The sequence below is a fragment of the Sphingomonas hankookensis genome (assembly GCF_001619955.1).
GTDB classification, from domain to species: domain Bacteria; phylum Pseudomonadota; class Alphaproteobacteria; order Sphingomonadales; family Sphingomonadaceae; genus Sphingomonas; species Sphingomonas hankookensis_A.
In genome coordinates this window covers 22,208-38,543 of sequence record NZ_LQQO01000011.1, presented here as the reverse complement: position 1 = coordinate 38,543, position 16,336 = coordinate 22,208, and the positions used below count along the sequence as shown (strand labels likewise).

The window sequence follows — 16,336 nt, the reverse complement described above, 5'->3', positions numbered from 1 at the left end:
ATGGCTCGTTCCGTATGGAAGGGTCCGTTCGTGGACCTCAACCTGCTGAAGAAGGCAGAAGTGGCGCAGGACGCCGGCACCCGTGCCGGCCCGATCAAGACCTGGTCGCGCCGCTCGACCATTCTCCCGCAGTTCGTCGGCCTGACGTTCAACGTCTATAACGGCCGCAAGTTCGTGCCGGTTTCGGTCAACGAAGACATGGTGGGCATGAAGCTCGGCGAGTTCGCTCCGACGCGCTTCTTCCCCGGCCACGCCGCCGACAAGAAGGGCAAGCGCTGATGAGCAAGCAGGCAGCACCCCGCCGCGTTGGTGACAAGGAAGCTCTGGCGGTCGCGACCCAGGTCCGCGGCTCGGCGCAGAAGCTGAACCTCGTCGCCGCGCTCATCCGCAACCGCAAGGCCGGTGACGCGATGAACATCCTCGCCTTCTCGAAGAAGGCGATGGCGGTCGACGTCCGCAAGTGCCTCGCTTCGGCGATCGCGAACGCGGAAAACAACCACAACCTCGACGTCGACGCGCTCGTCGTCAAGGAAGCCTCGGTCGGCAAGTCGATCACGATGAAGCGTTTTGCGACCCGCGGTCGCGGCAAGTCGACGCGCATCCTGAAGCCGTTCAGCCGCGTGCGCATCGTCGTGTCCGAGGTGGAGGAAGCGTAATGGGTCACAAGTCCAATCCCATCGGTCTGCGTCTGCAGATCAACCGCACCTGGGACAGCCGTTGGTATGCCGAAGGCGCCGACTATGGCCGTCTGCTGCTGGAGGATCTGAAGATCCGCCAGTACATCATGAAGACGCTGCCGCAGGCCGCGATCTCCAAGGTGGTCATCGAGCGTCCGGCCAAGCTGTGCCGCATCTCGATCTTCGCAGCCCGTCCGGGCGTGATCATCGGCAAGAAGGGCACCGACATCGAAAAGCTTCGCAAGAAGCTGGGCACGATGACGGGCTCGGACGTGTCGCTGAACATCGTTGAAATCCGCAAGCCGGAAATCGACGCGAAGCTCGTCGCGCTGGGCATTGCCGACCAGCTCGAGCGTCGTATCGCCTTCCGCCGCGCCATGAAGCGTGCGGTGCAGTCGGCGATGCGCCTGGGTGCCGACGGCATCCGCGTCGCTTGCGGCGGTCGTCTGGGCGGTGCGGAAATCGCCCGTTCGGAAGGCTATCGCGAAGGTCGCGTTCCGCTGCACACGCTGCGCGCGAACCTCGACTATGCCGAGGCCGAAGCGCACACCGCGTATGGCGTCTGCGGCGTCAAGGTCTGGATCTTCAAGGGTGAGATCCTCGGCCACGACCCGATGGCGCAGGACCGGCTGATGATGGAGGCCCAGACCTCCGGCGTGCGCCCCGCGCGCGACGATCACCGCCGCTAAGGATAATTTGAGATGCTGCAACCAAAGCGCACCAAGTTCCGCAAGGCCTTCAAGGGCCGCATCCATGGCGATGCCAAGGGCGGTACGTCGCTGAACTTCGGGTCGTACGGCCTGAAGGCGATGGAGCCGGAGCGGATCACCGCCCGCCAGATCGAAGCGGCCCGCCGCGCGATCACGCGTCACATCAAGCGCCAGGGCCGCTTGTGGATCCGGATCTTCCCGGATCTGCCGGTGTCGTCGAAGCCGGCCGAAGTCCGCATGGGCTCGGGCAAGGGCTCGCCCGAATTCTGGGTCGCCCGCGTCAAGCCGGGTCGGATCCTGTTCGAACTGGACGGCGTGCCCGGCCCGCTCGCCGCGGAGGCGTTCTCGCGCGCCGCGATGAAGCTGCCGATCGCGGTCAAGGTCGTTGCCCGTCTGGGCGACACCTCGCACCTGGAGGGTTGAAAATGACGAAGGCAACCGATCTTCGCGCCAAGAGCGACGACCAGCTGGTCGAGGAACTGTCGAGCCTGAAGCGTGAGGCGTTCAACCTCCGCTTCCAGGCGGCGACCAGCCAGCTGGAAAAGCCGACCCGCGTGAAGGAAGTCCGTCGCGACATCGCGCGGATCAAGACGCTGCAGGGCGAGCGTTCGCGCTCGTCCGACAAGTAAGGACGAGAGACATGCCGAAGCGCGTGCTGACCGGGATGATCGTCTCGGACAAGACCGACAAGACGGTGGTGGTCAAGGTAGAGCGGAAGGTGAAGCACCCCCTCTACGGCAAGATCATCCGCCGTTCGAAGAAGTACCATGCCCATGACGAGGGCAATGAGTATCGCGAAGGCGAGACCGTGCGCATCGAAGAGACCGCGCCGATCTCGAAGCTGAAGACCTGGAAGGTGATCGAGCGGGTGAACACCCACGCGACGCCGGCGGAAGTCGCAGCCGAGGCGTAAGCCTTTGCAGGGGTGGGGCGCTTCGGCGTTGCCACCCCAAGCAATTCCGGGGTCGGACCCGGATGTGACGAACATTCGCGGGAAGGCTTGCCTTTTCGCTATGGGGCGGTTAATGGGCCGCTCCCCCCGGCGCGGTATCCCGCAGCCGGGGGTTCATTTTTAGCAGGCGGGGTCCGGTCGGAATCGGCCCCATGGACAAGGAATCGCATCCATGATTCAGATGCAATCCAACCTCGACGTCGCTGACAACAGCGGCGCGAAGCGGGTGCAGTGCATCAAGGTGCTGGGCGGCTCGAAGCGCCGCACGGCCGGTGTCGGCGACGTCATCGTCGTCAGCATCAAGGAAGCCGCTCCGCGCGGCCGCGTGAAGAAGGGTGACGTGCACCGCGCCGTCATCGTTCGCACCGCCAAGGACATCCGTCGCACCGACGGTTCGGTGATCCGCTTCGACGGCAACGCCGCGGTGCTGGTCAACAAGAACGAGGAGCCGATCGGCACCCGTATCTTTGGCCCGGTGGTCCGCGAGCTGCGCTCGAAGGGCTTCATGAAGATCATCTCGCTCGCCCCTGAGGTGCTGTAATGGCTGCTGCGAAGATCAAGAAGGGCGACACCGTGATCGTCCTGTCGGGCAAGGACAAGGGCAAGACCGGCCAGGTCACCCAGTCGATGCCGAAGGATGGCAAGGTCGTCGTTTCCGGCGTCAACATCGCCGTTCGCCACAAGAAGCCGAACCAGGCCGACCCGCAGGGCGGTCTGGTGCGCTCGGAAGCGCCGCTGCACGTCAGCAAGGTCGCGCACGTCGTCGACGGCAAGCCGACCCGCGTTCGTTTCGAAGTGCGTGACGGCAAGAAGGTCCGGGTCGCCGTGAAGGGCGGGGAGGTCATCAATGGCTGATAAGTACACGCCGCGCATGAAGTCGATCTATGACGATCGCATCGTGAAGGCGATGACCGAGAAGTTCGGTTACAAGAACGCGCTCGAAGTGCCCCGGATCGAAAAGATCGTCCTGAACATGGGCGTGGGCGAGGCGACGCAGGACAAGAAGAAGGTCGAGCAGGCCAGCTCCGAAATGGAGCTGATCGCGGGCCAGAAGCCTGTCGTCACCAAGGCGAAGAAGTCGATTGCGCAGTTCAAGCTGCGTGAAGGCATGGCGATCGGCTGCAAGGTCACGCTGCGCCGTGAGCGGATGTACGAATTCCTCGATCGCTTCATCACCATCGCGCTCCCCCGCGTCCGCGACTTTCGTGGCCTGAACCCGAAGTCGTTCGACGGCCGTGGCAACTATGCCTGCGGCATCAAGGAACAGATCGTGTTCCCCGAAATCAACTATGACCGCATCGACAAGGTGCGCGGCATGGATGTGATCGTGACCACCACCGCCAAGACCGACGACGAAGCTCGCGAGCTTCTGCGTCTGTTCGGTTTCCCCTTCCCGCAGGAAGCGGAAGCCGAGGAAAAGAAGGCGGCCTAATCCGGTCCGCCCCCGGCCACGGGGGCGGCCGTTCGCTTTAACGAAGAGAGCTTAAGTCCATGGCGAAACTGAGTTCCGTGAACAAGAACGAGCGCCGTCGCGCGCTCGTCAAGAAGTTCGCACCCAAATATGCGAAGCTGAAGGCGATCGCAGCCGACCAGTCGCTCGACGAAACCGAGCGTCTGATCGCGCGGCTGAAGATGGCCGAGATTCCCCGCAACGGGAATCCGACCCGCATCCGCAACCGTTGCGAGCTGACGGGTCGTCCCCGTGGCTATTATCGCAAGTTCCGTCTCGCCCGCGTCATGCTGCGTGAACTGGCCAACAAGGGCCTGATCCCCGGCGTCACGAAGTCGAGCTGGTAAGGAACACAGCAATGGCATTGACCGATCCCCTGGGTGACATGCTCACCCGCATCCGCAACGGCCAGCGCGCGCGCAAGGACTCCGTCCTGACGCCTGCCAGCAAGTTGCGGGCCCGTGTCCTCGACGTGCTGCAGCGTGAGGGCTATATCCGTGGCTACAGCGAAGAGCAGATGGGCCCCGCGGCCGGCATCCGCATCGAGCTGAAGTATTTCGAAGGCCAGCCGGCGATCAAGCACGTCGCGCGCGTTTCGAAGCCCGGTCGCCGCGTCTATTCGGGTTCGCAGGAACTGCCGAAGGTGCGCAATGGCCTCGGCATCACTATCGTCTCGACGCCGCGCGGCGTTCTGTCCGACGCCGAAGCGCGCGAACAGAATGTCGGTGGCGAAGTCCTCGCGGAGGTCTTCTGATGAGCCGCATCGGTAAGAAGGCAGTCCCGGTTCCGGCCGGCGTGACCGCCAACATCGCAGGGCGCGAGCTGAGCGTGAAGGGTCCGAAGGGCACGCTGACGCTGCCGCTGGCCGACGACATCAGCTATGCCGTCGAAGGCGACAGCATCTCGGTGCAGCCGGCGAATGACACCAAGCGCGCTCGCGCGTTCTGGGGCATGCAGCGCACGCTCGTGCAGAACCTGATCACCGGCGTGACCACCGGCTTCACCAAGAAGCTGCTGATCACCGGCGTCGGCTATCGTGCGGCTGCGCAGGGCAAGAATCTGAAGCTGCAGCTCGGCTACAGCCACGACGTCAACATCGACGTGCCGGAAGGCATCGAGATCAAGACGCCCGATCAGACCACGATCGAAATCAGCGGGATCGACAAGCAGAAGGTCGGTCAGATCGCTGCCGAGATCCGTCGTTGGCGTAAGCCCGAGCCGTACAAGGGCAAGGGCATCAAGTACGACGGCGAGTTCATCTTCCGCAAGGAAGGGAAGAAGAAGTAATGACCAAGGGTCTCTCCCTCTTCGAGAAGCGCCGTCGGCGCAATCGCACCGCGCTTCGTGCGCGTTCGGGCGGCCGTGCGCGGCTGTCGATCCATCGTTCGGGCAAGCACATCTACGCCCAGGTCATCGACGATGCAGCGGGTCGTACCGTTGCTTCGGCATCGACCCTGGAAAAGGACGTGCGTGGCACCTCCGGCGCGAACATCGATGCCGCCAAGGGCGTCGGCACCCGCGTTGCGGAAGCGGCGAAGGCCGCGGGCGTGACGCAGGTCGTATTCGACCGTGGCGGCTTCCTGTTCCACGGCCGCGTCAAGGCGCTGGCCGAGGCCGCCCGCGAAGCCGGATTGGAGTTCTAAGACATGGCTGACGAAAACAATCAGGCCGAAGCACCCGCCGTTGAGGCGACCGGTGGCGAACAGCCGCAGGGCCGTGGTCCGCGTGGCGGCCGTGGTCGTGGTGGCCAGGGCGGCGGCGACCGTGGTCGCGGTGGCCGTGACGGCGGCCGTGGCCGCCGCGACGATCGTCGCGGCGCAGAGGATGGTGGCGAGGAGCTGATCGAAAAGCTCGTCCACATCAACCGCGTGTCGAAGACCGTGAAGGGCGGCAAGCGCTTCGGTTTCGCAGCGCTCGTCGTCGTCGGCGACGGCAAGGGCCGCGTCGGTTTCGGGCATGGCAAGGCGCGCGAAGTGCCGGAAGCCATTTCGAAGGCGACCGCCGCTGCCAAGAAGGCGATGGTCCGCGTTCCGCTGAAGGACGGTCGTACGCTGCATCACGACGGCAACGGCCACTTCGGTGCCGGTCGCGTGACGGTGCGTTCGGCGCCGCAGGGTACTGGCATCATCGCCGGTGGTCCGATGCGCGCGATCTTCGAATCGCTGGGTGTCGCCGACGTGGTGACCAAGTCGGTCGGTACGTCGAACCCGTACAACATGATCCGTGCGACCTTCGAGGCGCTGAACGACCAGTCGTCGCCGAAGGCGGTGGCCCAGCGTCGCGGCAAGAAGATCGCCGACCTGCTGGGTCGTGGTGGATCGCAGACCGCCGAGGCTGACGCCGCGGCGATCGTGGAGTAACGAGCGATGGCAACCGTGAAGATCACCCAGACCGGGTCGCCGATCCGCCGGACCAAGGATCAGCGCGCGACGCTGATCGGTCTCGGCCTCAACAAGATGCACAAGACCGTGGAACTGGCCGACACCCCCGAGGTGCGTGGCATGATCCGCAAGGTGCAGCACATGGTGTCGGTCGAAGGCTGATACGCCTTCCACCTTTACCGGTGACAAATGCGGGGAAGGGGGCTATGCGGCCCCCTTCCTCATTTCTTTAGCGCGAACATAGCGAAAGCGAGTGCACACATGAAACTCAACGAAATCCGCGACAACGACGGCGCCCGCAAGAGCCGGATGCGCGTCGGCCGGGGCATCGGCTCGGGCAAGGGCAAGACCGCCGGCCGTGGCCAGAAGGGCCAGAAGAGCCGCGAAGGCGTCTCGATCAACGGCTTCGAAGGCGGCCAGATGCCGCTCCACATGCGGATCCCGAAGCGCGGCTTCAACAACATCTTCGCCAAGGATTACGCCGAAGTGAACCTCGGCGCGATCCAGAAGGCGGTCGACGCCGGCAAGATCGAAGCCGGTGCGGCACTCGACCACGCTGCGCTCAAGGCCGCGAACCTGGCCCGTGGCGGCAAGGACGGCGTCCGTCTGCTCGGCAAGGGCGAACTGACCGCAAAGCTGACCTTCACCGTTGCCGGTGCGTCGAAGTCGGCGATCGAAGCGGTTGAGAAGGCGGGTGGTTCGGTGTCGGTCATCGAAGTCGTGCCCGCGCACGAAAAGGCCGCTGCCAAGAAGGGCAAGACGCTCGCCGCCAAGAAGGCTGCGCACGCGTAAGCCTGCTCCCGTTGGGTTCGAGTAGCGATCGAGCCTGTCGAGAGCGCATATCGAGAACGGGGTACCGCTTAGCGGACCGTTCTCGACGGACGCTTCTCGACTGCGCTCGAAGCTGCTCGAACCGAACGGTTTCCTAGGGGGGCGTGTATCGTCCCCTTAGACATCCCGGCAGCAACCCCTATATGGTCGCCCGGGGGGTGGGCTGATGGCCCGCCAGCATCATTCGGGACATATCCATGGCAGCCGCCTCAGACGGTCTTGCGACCAATCTCAATCTGTCGAAATTCGGTCAGGCGACCGAACTCAAGAAGCGCCTGTGGTTTACGCTTGGGGCACTGATCGTGTTCCGCATGCTGAGCTATGTGCCGCTGCCGGGGATCGACCCGACGCAGCTCGGCCTGCTCGCGAACCAGACGCAGGGCGGCGTTCTCGACTTCTTCAATACTTTTTCGGGCGGTGCGCTGACGCGCATGTCGGTCGTCGCGCTGGGCGTCATGCCCTATATCACCGCATCGATCGTCGTGCAGCTCGCGACGTCGCTCAGCCCGCAGCTCGCCGCCATCAAGAAGGAAGGCGAATCGGGCCGCAAGAAGCTCAACCAGTACACCCGCTACGGCACGGTCGCGCTGACCGCGATCCAGGGCTACACCATCGCGGTCGGGCTGGAGGCGTTCGGCGCTTCGGCCGGCGCGCAGGCGGTGATCGAGCCGGGCATGACCTTCCGCATCGCGGCGGTCATCTCGCTGATCGGCGGCACCATGTTCCTGATGTGGCTGGGTGAGCAGATCACCAGCCGCGGCATCGGCAACGGCATCTCGCTCATCATCATGGCCGGCATCGTCGCACATCTGCCGACGACTTTGCTCCAGTTGTTCGAAGGCAGCCGGTCGGGCACGATGAACCCGCTGACTCTGATCGGCATCATCGTCGCGGTCGCCGGCCTCGTCCTGTTCATCTGCTTCATGGAGCGCGCGCAGCGCCGCATCCTGATCCAGTACCCGAAGCGTCAGACGGCGCGCGGGGTGCAGGCGGATCGCAGTCACCTGCCGCTCAAGATCAACACCGCCGGTGTGATCCCGCCAATCTTCGCGTCGTCGCTGCTGCTGATGCCGGTGACCATCACCCAGTTCGCCGGACAGGCGACGGCGGGCGAGAGCCGCTGGGGCGACTTCATCATCACCCTCAACCAGTATCTGGCGCATGGCCAGCCGCTCTACATGCTGCTGTACGGCGCGGGCATCGTGTTCTTCTCGTTCTTCTACACTGCGATCGTCTTCAATCCCGAAGAGACCGCCGATAACCTCAAGCGCTATGGCGGGTTCATCCCCGGCATCCGCCCGGGCAAGAATACCGAGAATTATTTCGACTATGTGCTGACCCGCATCACGGTCATCGGTGCGGCCTATCTGGTCATCATCTGCCTGCTGCCCGAATATCTGGTATCGGCGCTGTCGATTCCCTTCTATCTCGGCGGCACCAGCCTGCTCATCGTCGTGAACGTGACAATGGACACGGTGACGCAGATCCAGTCGCACCTGCTGGCGCACCAGTATGGCGACCTCATCAAGAAGGCCAAGCTGAAGGGCGGACGCCTGCGCGGCTGAGCGTAACAGGACTAAGGGGGCAGCTATGGACATCATCCTTCTCGGACCGCCGGGCGCGGGCAAGGGCACCCAGGCCGCGCGGCTCGAAGCGGCGCGCGGCATGGTGCAGCTGTCGACCGGCGACATGCTGCGCGCGGCGGTGAAGGCGGGCAGCCCGGTCGGCCTGCAAGCCAAGGCGGTGATGGATGCCGGCGAACTGGTGTCCGATGCGATCGTGTCGGCGCTGATCGGCGAGCGGCTTGACCAGCTGGGCGATCGCGGCGCGATCTTCGACGGCTATCCGCGCACCGCGGCGCAGGCCGACGCGCTCGACCTGCTGCTCGAACATCGCGGACGTCAGCTGACCCATGTGATCGAGCTGGTGGTCGACGAGGATGCGCTGGTCGAGCGCATCGTCGGCCGTTTTACCTGCGCCAATTGCGGTGCGGGCTATCATGACACGTTCAAGCAACCCGCGGTTGCCGGGGTGTGCGACGCGTGCGGCGCGACCGAGTTCAAGCGGCGTCCCGACGACAACGAGGAAACCGTGCGTACCCGCATGGTCGAATATCGCGCTAAGACCGCGCCGATCCTGCCGCTCTACGAAGCGCGCGGCCTGGTTCACCGCGTCGACGGCATGGCCGACATGGACGACGTGACCGGACAGATCGCGGTGATCCTCGACACGTAAGGGCAGGGCGGGCTTCGGTCCGCCAGCCGCAACCGTCACCCCAGCGCAGGCTGGGGTCTCCCCGTTGGAGCGCGCAGCGCCCGCTCCTCGGAGACCCCAGCCTGCGCTGGGATGACGTGTTCGGGGAGGCTGAGTTGCGGATGCGCTACCTGCGCACCTCACGCCCCATCCCGAATTTGGTTCCGTCCACCGGTTGACAGGGTGGGAATCGGTCCGTATCAGCGATCCACCCCGACAAACCGGTTTACGGCGGCGCTTCCGCGCGTTCGCCGCGATCGCGCGTGACGGGTTGCAACGCTACGAGATGAGGGGCCGCTGCCATGCGGCGCCTCGTGGAGCTGGGAGAATTTAGTTCATGGCACGTATCGCGGGTGTTAATATCCCGACCAACAAGCGCGTCGTCATCGCGCTGCAGTACATTCACGGCATCGGTCCGGCCAAGGCCAAGGAACTCACCGAGCAGCTGGGCATCGCCGCCGAGCGCCGCGTGCAGGACCTGAGCGACCAGGAAGTCCTCCAGATCCGTGAAGCGATCGACGCGAACCACACCGTGGAAGGTGACCTGCGTCGCCAGACCGCGATGAACATCAAGCGTCTGATGGACCTCGCCTGCTATCGTGGCCTGCGCCACCGCAAGGGCCTGCCGGTCCGCGGCCAGCGCACGCACACCAATGCGCGCACCCGCAAGGGCAAGGCGAAGCCGATCGCGGGTAAGAAGAAGTAAGAAACAGTCCGGGGGACTGTTTCTAACTTCTTCTCCGTCGGAGAGAGGTAAGAGGCCGACCGCCTCCCGATCTCCGCACCACGCAAGATACTCAGGTCAGGATTTCCAATAATGGCACGTGAACCGCAGCGCCTTCGCCGTCGCGAGCGCAAGAACATCACCGCCGGCGTCGCGCATGTGAACGCCAGCTTCAACAACACCATGATCACCATCACCGATGCGCAGGGCAATGCGATCAGCTGGTCGTCGGCCGGCATGATGGGTTTCAAGGGCTCGCGCAAGTCGACCCCGTACGCCGCTCAGGTCGCTGCTGAAGACGCCGGCCGCAAGGCTGCCGACCACGGCGTGCGCACGCTCGAAGTCGAAGTGAAGGGCCCGGGTTCGGGTCGTGAATCGGCGCTTCGTGCGCTCCAGGCCGTCGGTTTCCAGATCACGTCGATCCGTGACGTGACCTCGATCCCGCACAACGGCGTGCGCCCGTCGAAGCGTCGTCGCGTCTGATCCGTGCCTGCCGCCCCGCCGGGTTCGTCCGGCGGGGCCGTTCTTTCATGGCGCGGACCCGTCCTTTCCGCGCCGCCAAGCTAGGGGAAGCCCGTGTCCGTCAACGCTAAGAACTGGCAGGAACTCAAGAAGCCGAGCGGCCTCGAGAAGAAGCCGGGCGGCGATCCCAAGCGCCGTTCGACCTTCGTGGCCGAGCCGCTGGAGCGTGGGTTCGGCCTGACGCTCGGCAACGCGCTGCGTCGCGTGCTGCTGTCGTCGCTGCAGGGCGCCGCCGTCACCTCGATCAAGATCGAGAACGTCCTTCACGAATTTTCCAGCCTTGCCGGCGTCCGCGAGGACGTGACGGACATGGTGCTGAACGTGAAGCAGATCGCACTGAAGATGCAGGGCGAAGGCCCGAAGCGTCTCCAGTTGTCCGTCACCGGTCCGGCCGAAGTGAAGGCCGGCGACATCGCCGTCACCGGCGATATCGAGGTGATGAACCCCGATCTGGTATTGTGCCATCTCGACGATGGTGCGACGCTCAACATGGAACTGACCGCCGATGTCGGTAAGGGCTATGTGCCGGCTGCCGGCAACCGTCCGGCCGATGCGCCGATCGGCCTGATCCCGGTCGACGCGCTGTATTCGCCGGTCCGCCAGGTCAGCTATAAGGTCGAGAACACCCGCGTCGGGCAGGAACTCGATTACGACAAGCTGACGCTGACGATCGAAACCGACGGCACCGTCACTCCTGAGGACGCACTGGCCTATGCCGGTCGCATCCTTCAGGACCAGCTCGCGCTGTTCGTCCACTTCGACGATTCGACGCTGCCCCGCGCCGCCGCAACCGGCACGCAGGTCGCAGCGCCGCAGAGCGAAGGCCAGGGCGACACCGCGCAGATCAACCGTTACCTGCTCAAGAAGGTCGACGAGCTGGAACTGTCGGTTCGTTCGGCCAATTGCCTCAAGAATGACAACATCATCTACATCGGCGACCTGGTCCAGAAGACCGAAGCCGAGATGCTGCGCACCCCGAATTTCGGTCGCAAGTCGCTGAACGAAATCAAGGAAGTGCTGTCGTCGATGGGTCTTCGCCTCGGCATGGACATCCCCGGATGGCCGCCCGAGAACATCGAAGAAATGGCGAAGAAGCTCGAACAGGAGATTATGGGCTGATTTTGCACCGGGGCAGGCAAGCCTGCCCCGGAGACAAAACCAGCCCGGCCGGCGGCCTTTCAGGCCGTCCGACAACACGGGCTTCGCCCGTGTCGGGCCAGTTTTGAAATGGCGGCAAGTGTGAACTTAGTGAACTTTGCCGCGAACAGGCGAACCGGTGGCAGCCTCTAAACAGCCACCAGCTCTGGGGATTCCGTGACACGGCCCCTTAACGAACGAAGGAAATACCCATGCGTCATCGCGTCGGCGGCCGTAAGCTGCAGCGTACCTCGGCACACCGCATTGCGCTGTTCCGCAACATGTCGGCCGCGCTCATCAAGCATGAGCAGATCACGACGACCGTCGCCAAGGCGAAGGAACTGCGTCCCTATGTCGAAAAGCTCATCACGCTGGCGAAGAAGGGCGGCCTGTCGAACCGTCGTCTCGCCCACGCTCGTCTGCTGGACGATGCGCAGCTGACCAAGCTGTTCGACGTGCTGGCGACCCGCTATGCCGATCGCAACGGCGGTTACACCCGCATCATCAAGGCCGGCATCCGCGCGTCGGACGCCTCGCCGATGGCGATCATCGAATTCGTCGACCGCGACGTGTCGGCGAAGGGCCAGGATTCGGGTCCGGTCCTGAGCGAAGAGGATTTCGACGAAGCCGCCTGATCGGCCTTTCGTTCGAGTGACACGGGGAAGGGCGGTCGTACTGCGGTACGGCCGCCTTTTTTCGTTGCGGTGGGTAACATTGTCTCCGCGGGGTTGCACGGGCGCGCCGCTCGCGTATCCTGCTGGTAACGCCGGATACCTTCCGGCTCGTCCCGTGGAGCAACGATGTACCGCCATGCCCTTGTCGCGATCGCGTGCCTGATGACCAGCACGACTGCCCTAGCCCAGACCATCGCCTATCCGCAGACCCGCACGGTCGACCAGGTCGACGAGCAGTTCGGCGTGAAGGTCGCCGATCCCTATCGCTGGCTGGAGAACGACGTCCGCAACGACCCGCAGGTCGCGGCCTGGGTCGCGGCGGAGAACAAGGTCACCGACGCGTATCTGGCCACGCTGCCCGGCCGTGACATCTTCAAGCAGCGGCTGACGAAGCTGTTCGACTATGAACGCTTCGGCGTGCCGAACCGCGAGGGCGGCCGCTATTTCTACAGCCGCAATTCGGGGTTGCAGAACCAGTCGGTGCTGTACGTCCGCGACAGCCTGAATGGGCAGGGGCGGGTGCTGATCGACCCCAATGGCTGGTCGAAGGATGGTGCGACGGCGCTTGCCGAATGGGCACCGTCCAAGGACGGCAAGCGGCTGCTCTATTCGATCCAGGACGGCGGCAGCGACTGGCGCAAGCTGCGCGTGCTGGACGTCGACACCGGAAAGGTGCTGGACGACCAGATCGACTGGGTGAAGTACGGCCTGTCGGCATCGTGGGTGAAGGACGGGTCGGGCTTCTACTATGCCCGCTTCCCGACCCCGGAAAAGGGGCAGGAGTTCCAGAGCCAGAACCTGAACGCCAAGGTCTATTTCCACAGGCTCGGCACGCCGCAGAGCGCCGACCGGCTGATCTACGAACGGCCCGACCAGCCGCGCTTCACCTTCTATCCCGGGATCACCGATGACGGCCGTTGGCTCGTCATCTCGACCAGTGGTCCGGGCGATCATACCGAGATCACGGTCCTCGACCTGACCAAGCCGAACGACCGCCCACGCACCATCGTCAACACCGACAATGTCGACTGGAACACGGTGGGGTCGAAGGACAGCACGCTGTACCTGACGACGACACAGGGCGCGCCGCGGCTGCGCATCGTCACGCTCGACATGGCAGCGGCCAACCCGCAGCCAAAGGAACTGGTGGCCGAGGACAAGGCGGTGCTGAACGGCGCGTCGCTGGTCGGCGGCCGGATCATGGCGGCGTATCTGGTCGATGCGAAGACCGAGGTGAAGCGCTTCACCCTCGACGGCAAGCCCGACGGTACGATCGAACTGCCGGGCATCGGCACGGTCGGCGGCGTCGGCGGCGAACTGGACAATAATGAGGGCTTCTTCGCCTTCTCCAGCTTCGCGACCCCGACCACCATCTATCGCTACGATGTCGCCACGCGACAGGTGACCCCCTGGGCCACGCCGAAGGTCGCATTCGACCCGGCGCAGTACGACGTCCGCCAGCGCTTCTACACGTCGAAGGACGGGACGAAGGTCCCGATGTTCATCGTCAAGCGCAAGGACGTGACCAAGCCCGCGCCGACCCTGCTCTACGCCTATGGCGGGTTCAACGTGCCGATCCTGCCGGGCTTCTCGCCGGGCCGCATCGCGTGGCTCGAACAGGGCGGCGTGCTGGCGGTCGCGAACATTCGCGGCGGCAGCGAATATGGCAAGGAATGGCATGACGGCGGCAAGCTGCTGAACAAGCAGAATGTGTTCGACGACTTCATCGCCGCGGGCGAAGACCTGATCGCGCAGGGCGTGACCGGCAAGGGCCAACTGGCGATCCAGGGCGGGTCGAACGGCGGCCTGCTGGTCGGTGCGGTCGTCAACCAGCGTCCCGACCTGTTCGCCGCCGCGCTGCCGGCGGTGGGTGTCATGGACATGTTGCGCTTCGACCGGTTCACCGCCGGGCGCTACTGGGTCGACGATTACGGCGTGCCGGCCAAGGAGGCGGATTTCCGCAACCTGCTGACCTATTCGCCCTATCACAATGTGAAGGCCGGCGTGACCTATCCGGCGATCCTGGCGACGACGGCCGACACCGACGATCGCGTGGTGCCGGGGCATACGTTCAAATACACCGCGATGCTCCAGTCGAAGGACATCGGGCCGAAGCCGCATCTGGTCCGCATCGAAACGCGCGCGGGCCACGGCTCGGGCAAGCCGACCGACAAGGTGATCGAGGAAACCGCCGATCTATGGGCGTTCATCGCCAAATGGACCGGGCTGGCGGTCAAGCCGGTCAACTGACAAATGACGCCGCGCGGGGCTGGCACCCGCGCGGCGCTCTGCTATCGGGGGGCATGAACGAGACCCCCGATTCCATCCTGATCGTCGATTTCGGCAGCCAAGTGACGCAGCTGATCGCGCGTCGCGTGCGCGAGGCCGGAGTCTATTCCGAAATCGCCCCGTTCCAGTCGGCGGAGGCCGCGTTCGAACGGATGAAGCCCAAGGGCGTGATCCTGTCGGGTGGCCCCGCATCGGTGTGCGACGACGGTTCCCCGCGCGCACCGCAGGCGATCTTCGACTCCGGCGTCCCGGTGTTCGGCATCTGCTACGGCCAGCAGGTGATGACCGCGCAGCTGGGCGGCAAGGTCGAGAAGGGCAATTCGGGCGAGTTCGGCGAGGCCTATATCGAGGTCGGCGACGACTGCGCGATGTTCGACGGCCTGTGGCAAAGGACCGAACGGCATCAGGTGTGGATGAGCCATGGCGACAAGGTCACCGAACTCGCCCCCGGCTTCCGCGCGGTCGCGACCAGCCCCGGCGCGCCCTATGCCATCGTCGCCGATGACGAGCGCCGCTATTACGGTGCGCAGTTCCATCCGGAGGTCGTGCATACCCCCGATGGCGGCAAGCTGATCGCCAATTTCGCCCGCCACGTCTGCGGTCTTGCCGGTGACTGGACGATGGCCGAATTCCGCGATGCCAAGATTGCGGAGATCCGTCAGCAGGTCGGCGACGGCAAGGTCATTTGCGGTCTGTCGGGCGGGGTCGACTCGTCGGTCGCCGCGCTGCTGATTCACGAAGCGATCGGCGACCAGCTGACCTGCGTGTTCGTCGATGGCGGCATCCTGCGCGCGGGCGAGGCGGAGCAGGTCGTCAGCCTGTTCCGCGGCCACTACAATATCCCGCTGGTCCATGTGGACGCGCAGGACCTGTTCATGGACGGCCTCGCCGGCGTCACCGATCCGGAGGCCAAGCGCAAGTTCATCGGCAAGACCTTCATCGATGTGTTCGAGGCCGAGGCGAAGAAGCTGGGCGGAGCGCAGTTCCTCGCGCAGGGTACGCTCTACCCCGACGTGATCGAAAGCGTCAGCTTCACCGGTGGACCGTCGGTGACGATCAAGAGCCATCATAATGTCGGTGGCCTACCGGAACGCATGAACATGGCGCTGGTCGAACCGTTGCGCGAACTGTTCAAGGACGAGGTTCGGGCGCTGGGTCGCGAACTGGGGCTGCCGGACGTGTTCGTCGGGCGCCACCCGTTCCCCGGACCCGGCCTCGCCATCCGTATTCCGGGCGAGGTGACCCGCGAGCGCTGCGGCATCCTGCGCAAGGCGGACGCGATCTACCTCGAGGAAATCCGCACCGCCGGGCTGTACGACGCGATCTGGCAGGCATTTGCCGTATTGCTGCCAGTGCGCAGCGTCGGCGTGATGGGCGATGGCCGCACCTACGACAACGTCCTTGCCCTCCGCGCGGTCACCTCGACCGATGGCATGACGGCGCAGGCATTCCAGTTCCCGGGCGACTTCCTGCCGCGCGTGGCGACCCGGATCATCAACGAGGTGAAGGGCATCAATCGCGTCACCTACGACTATACGAGCAAGCCGCCGGGCACGATCGAGTGGGAATGACAAGGACTCAAATCGCCCGGGGGCGATTTGAGTCCTTGTCATTCGCCCCGCGCCAGCGGGGTGGTGCTGAGCGCTTCGTTTAGTCCGTCACCCCGGGCGTGACCCAGGGTCCCGCTTTCTTTCGACGGTAGCAAAAGAAGCGGGACCCCGGGTCAAGCCCGGGGT

At 64.6% G+C, this 16,336-nt stretch carries 24 protein-coding genes; all 24 read left to right on the top strand.

The genetic code is table 11. From position 1 onward, the window contains the following. The 24 genes from rpsS (at position 1) to guaA (ending at position 16,171) form a co-directional block, all read left to right on the top strand. Positions 1 to 279, top strand: a complete 279-nt coding sequence (gene rpsS, locus AVT10_RS07265) for a 30S ribosomal protein S19 (protein WP_055763302.1) — start codon at positions 1 to 3, stop codon at positions 277 to 279. After that, entirely contained in the window at positions 279 to 656 is a 378-nt protein-coding gene (gene rplV / locus AVT10_RS07260) for a 50S ribosomal protein L22 (RefSeq protein WP_066689625.1), read from the top strand. The genes rpsS and rplV overlap by 1 nt, the downstream gene beginning before the upstream one ends. Then, the gene (gene rpsC, locus AVT10_RS07255) at positions 656 to 1,366 is read left to right on the top strand and encodes a 30S ribosomal protein S3 (RefSeq protein ID WP_066689624.1); all 711 of its coding nucleotides are present in this window, start codon (positions 656 to 658) and stop codon (positions 1,364 to 1,366) included. The genes rplV and rpsC overlap by 1 nt, the downstream gene beginning before the upstream one ends. Positions 1,367 to 1,378: 12 nt before the next feature. Beyond that, a complete protein-coding gene (gene rplP, locus AVT10_RS07250; protein WP_055790394.1) occupies positions 1,379 to 1,810 on the top strand; it encodes a 50S ribosomal protein L16 in 432 nt (143 codons plus the stop codon). A gap of 2 nt (positions 1,811 to 1,812) precedes the next feature. Beyond that, entirely contained in the window at positions 1,813 to 2,016 is a 204-nt protein-coding gene (rpmC, locus tag AVT10_RS07245; RefSeq protein ID WP_066689623.1) for a 50S ribosomal protein L29, read from the top strand. A gap of 11 nt (positions 2,017 to 2,027) precedes the next feature. Further along, positions 2,028 to 2,300, top strand: coding sequence for a 30S ribosomal protein S17 (gene rpsQ / locus AVT10_RS07240; RefSeq protein ID WP_055763313.1), 273 nt, complete (start codon positions 2,028 to 2,030; stop codon positions 2,298 to 2,300). Between the two features lie 211 nt (positions 2,301 to 2,511). Beyond that, positions 2,512 to 2,880: a 50S ribosomal protein L14 gene (gene rplN / locus AVT10_RS07235; RefSeq protein WP_055996097.1), complete on the top strand. Its 369-nt coding sequence runs from the start codon at positions 2,512 to 2,514 to the stop codon at positions 2,878 to 2,880. Then, entirely contained in the window at positions 2,880 to 3,194 is a 315-nt protein-coding gene (gene rplX, locus AVT10_RS07230; protein ID WP_066689622.1) for a 50S ribosomal protein L24, read from the top strand. Before rplN ends, rplX begins: the two co-directional genes overlap by 1 nt. Continuing rightward, a complete protein-coding gene (gene rplE / locus AVT10_RS07225; protein ID WP_066689621.1) occupies positions 3,187 to 3,771 on the top strand; it encodes a 50S ribosomal protein L5 in 585 nt (194 codons plus the stop codon). Before rplX ends, rplE begins: the two co-directional genes overlap by 8 nt. Positions 3,772 to 3,830: 59 nt before the next feature. After that, the gene (rpsN, locus tag AVT10_RS07220; RefSeq protein ID WP_055756896.1) at positions 3,831 to 4,136 is read left to right on the top strand and encodes a 30S ribosomal protein S14; all 306 of its coding nucleotides are present in this window, start codon (positions 3,831 to 3,833) and stop codon (positions 4,134 to 4,136) included. Between the two features lie 11 nt (positions 4,137 to 4,147). Next, the gene (gene rpsH, locus AVT10_RS07215; protein ID WP_033921102.1) at positions 4,148 to 4,543 is read left to right on the top strand and encodes a 30S ribosomal protein S8; all 396 of its coding nucleotides are present in this window, start codon (positions 4,148 to 4,150) and stop codon (positions 4,541 to 4,543) included. Continuing rightward, on the top strand, positions 4,543 to 5,076 hold the full coding sequence (gene rplF, locus AVT10_RS07210) for a 50S ribosomal protein L6 (RefSeq protein ID WP_066689620.1): 534 nt from the start codon (positions 4,543 to 4,545) through the stop codon (positions 5,074 to 5,076). The genes rpsH and rplF overlap by 1 nt, the downstream gene beginning before the upstream one ends. Further along, positions 5,076 to 5,432: a 50S ribosomal protein L18 gene (rplR, locus tag AVT10_RS07205; protein ID WP_066689619.1), complete on the top strand. Its 357-nt coding sequence runs from the start codon at positions 5,076 to 5,078 to the stop codon at positions 5,430 to 5,432. The genes rplF and rplR overlap by 1 nt, the downstream gene beginning before the upstream one ends. 3 nt (positions 5,433 to 5,435) lie before the next feature. After that, the gene (rpsE, locus tag AVT10_RS07200; protein WP_066689618.1) at positions 5,436 to 6,149 is read left to right on the top strand and encodes a 30S ribosomal protein S5; all 714 of its coding nucleotides are present in this window, start codon (positions 5,436 to 5,438) and stop codon (positions 6,147 to 6,149) included. Between the two features lie 6 nt (positions 6,150 to 6,155). After that, a complete protein-coding gene (rpmD, locus tag AVT10_RS07195) occupies positions 6,156 to 6,332 on the top strand; it encodes a 50S ribosomal protein L30 (RefSeq protein ID WP_055763335.1) in 177 nt (58 codons plus the stop codon). 99 nt (positions 6,333 to 6,431) lie between these two features. Then, positions 6,432 to 6,962 carry a 50S ribosomal protein L15 gene (gene rplO / locus AVT10_RS07190; RefSeq protein ID WP_066689617.1) on the top strand — a complete coding sequence of 177 codons (531 nt, stop codon included), beginning with the start codon at positions 6,432 to 6,434 and terminating at the stop codon, positions 6,960 to 6,962. A 236-nt stretch (positions 6,963 to 7,198) separates the two neighbouring features. Continuing rightward, a complete protein-coding gene (gene secY, locus AVT10_RS07185; RefSeq protein WP_066689616.1) occupies positions 7,199 to 8,566 on the top strand; it encodes a preprotein translocase subunit SecY in 1,368 nt (455 codons plus the stop codon). A gap of 25 nt (positions 8,567 to 8,591) precedes the next feature. Then, positions 8,592 to 9,236 (top strand): adenylate kinase, encoded by a 645-nt coding sequence (locus tag AVT10_RS07180; protein WP_066689615.1) that lies wholly within the window; start codon positions 8,592 to 8,594, stop codon positions 9,234 to 9,236. 355 nt (positions 9,237 to 9,591) lie between these two features. Further along, the gene (gene rpsM / locus AVT10_RS07175) at positions 9,592 to 9,960 is read left to right on the top strand and encodes a 30S ribosomal protein S13 (RefSeq protein ID WP_066689614.1); all 369 of its coding nucleotides are present in this window, start codon (positions 9,592 to 9,594) and stop codon (positions 9,958 to 9,960) included. A 111-nt stretch (positions 9,961 to 10,071) separates the two neighbouring features. After that, positions 10,072 to 10,461, top strand: a complete 390-nt coding sequence (rpsK, locus tag AVT10_RS07170; RefSeq protein WP_055763349.1) for a 30S ribosomal protein S11 — start codon at positions 10,072 to 10,074, stop codon at positions 10,459 to 10,461. 93 nt (positions 10,462 to 10,554) lie between these two features. Then, entirely contained in the window at positions 10,555 to 11,619 is a 1,065-nt protein-coding gene (locus AVT10_RS07165; protein WP_066689613.1) for a DNA-directed RNA polymerase subunit alpha, read from the top strand. Positions 11,620 to 11,849: 230 nt separating this feature from the next. After that, positions 11,850 to 12,272: a 50S ribosomal protein L17 gene (gene rplQ / locus AVT10_RS07160; RefSeq protein WP_066689612.1), complete on the top strand. Its 423-nt coding sequence runs from the start codon at positions 11,850 to 11,852 to the stop codon at positions 12,270 to 12,272. 201 nt (positions 12,273 to 12,473) lie between these two features. Continuing rightward, on the top strand, positions 12,474 to 14,561 hold the full coding sequence (locus tag AVT10_RS07155; protein ID WP_232307921.1) for a prolyl oligopeptidase family serine peptidase: 2,088 nt from the start codon (positions 12,474 to 12,476) through the stop codon (positions 14,559 to 14,561). Positions 14,562 to 14,614: 53 nt separating this feature from the next. Continuing rightward, positions 14,615 to 16,171 (top strand): glutamine-hydrolyzing GMP synthase, encoded by a 1,557-nt coding sequence (gene guaA / locus AVT10_RS07150; protein WP_066689610.1) that lies wholly within the window; start codon positions 14,615 to 14,617, stop codon positions 16,169 to 16,171. Positions 16,172 to 16,336: the final 165 nt, after the last annotated feature.

Excerpts from the sequence above, each read along its gene's own strand:
- rpsS (WP_055763302.1), top strand. The coding sequence starts at position 1 with ATGGCTCGTTCCGTATGGAAGGGTCCGTTCGTGGACCTCAACCTGCTG.
- rplV (WP_066689625.1), top strand. The coding sequence starts at position 279 with ATGAGCAAGCAGGCAGCACCCCGCCGCGTTGGTGACAAGGAAGCTCTG.
- rpsC (WP_066689624.1), top strand. The coding sequence starts at position 656 with ATGGGTCACAAGTCCAATCCCATCGGTCTGCGTCTGCAGATCAACCGC.
- rplP (WP_055790394.1), top strand. The coding sequence starts at position 1,379 with ATGCTGCAACCAAAGCGCACCAAGTTCCGCAAGGCCTTCAAGGGCCGC.
- rpmC (WP_066689623.1), top strand. The coding sequence starts at position 1,813 with ATGACGAAGGCAACCGATCTTCGCGCCAAGAGCGACGACCAGCTGGTC.
- rpsQ (WP_055763313.1), top strand. The coding sequence starts at position 2,028 with ATGCCGAAGCGCGTGCTGACCGGGATGATCGTCTCGGACAAGACCGAC.
- rplN (WP_055996097.1), top strand. The coding sequence starts at position 2,512 with ATGATTCAGATGCAATCCAACCTCGACGTCGCTGACAACAGCGGCGCG.
- rplX (WP_066689622.1), top strand. The coding sequence starts at position 2,880 with ATGGCTGCTGCGAAGATCAAGAAGGGCGACACCGTGATCGTCCTGTCG.
- rplE (WP_066689621.1), top strand. The coding sequence starts at position 3,187 with ATGGCTGATAAGTACACGCCGCGCATGAAGTCGATCTATGACGATCGC.
- rpsN (WP_055756896.1), top strand. The coding sequence starts at position 3,831 with ATGGCGAAACTGAGTTCCGTGAACAAGAACGAGCGCCGTCGCGCGCTC.
- rpsH (WP_033921102.1), top strand. The coding sequence starts at position 4,148 with ATGGCATTGACCGATCCCCTGGGTGACATGCTCACCCGCATCCGCAAC.
- rplF (WP_066689620.1), top strand. The coding sequence starts at position 4,543 with ATGAGCCGCATCGGTAAGAAGGCAGTCCCGGTTCCGGCCGGCGTGACC.
- rplR (WP_066689619.1), top strand. The coding sequence starts at position 5,076 with ATGACCAAGGGTCTCTCCCTCTTCGAGAAGCGCCGTCGGCGCAATCGC.
- rpsE (WP_066689618.1), top strand. The coding sequence starts at position 5,436 with ATGGCTGACGAAAACAATCAGGCCGAAGCACCCGCCGTTGAGGCGACC.
- rpmD (WP_055763335.1), top strand. The coding sequence starts at position 6,156 with ATGGCAACCGTGAAGATCACCCAGACCGGGTCGCCGATCCGCCGGACC.
- rplO (WP_066689617.1), top strand. The coding sequence starts at position 6,432 with ATGAAACTCAACGAAATCCGCGACAACGACGGCGCCCGCAAGAGCCGG.
- secY (WP_066689616.1), top strand. The coding sequence starts at position 7,199 with ATGGCAGCCGCCTCAGACGGTCTTGCGACCAATCTCAATCTGTCGAAA.
- AVT10_RS07180 (WP_066689615.1), top strand. The coding sequence starts at position 8,592 with ATGGACATCATCCTTCTCGGACCGCCGGGCGCGGGCAAGGGCACCCAG.
- rpsM (WP_066689614.1), top strand. The coding sequence starts at position 9,592 with ATGGCACGTATCGCGGGTGTTAATATCCCGACCAACAAGCGCGTCGTC.
- rpsK (WP_055763349.1), top strand. The coding sequence starts at position 10,072 with ATGGCACGTGAACCGCAGCGCCTTCGCCGTCGCGAGCGCAAGAACATC.
- rplQ (WP_066689612.1), top strand. The coding sequence starts at position 11,850 with ATGCGTCATCGCGTCGGCGGCCGTAAGCTGCAGCGTACCTCGGCACAC.
- AVT10_RS07155 (WP_232307921.1), top strand. The coding sequence starts at position 12,474 with ATGACCAGCACGACTGCCCTAGCCCAGACCATCGCCTATCCGCAGACC.
- guaA (WP_066689610.1), top strand. The coding sequence starts at position 14,615 with ATGAACGAGACCCCCGATTCCATCCTGATCGTCGATTTCGGCAGCCAA.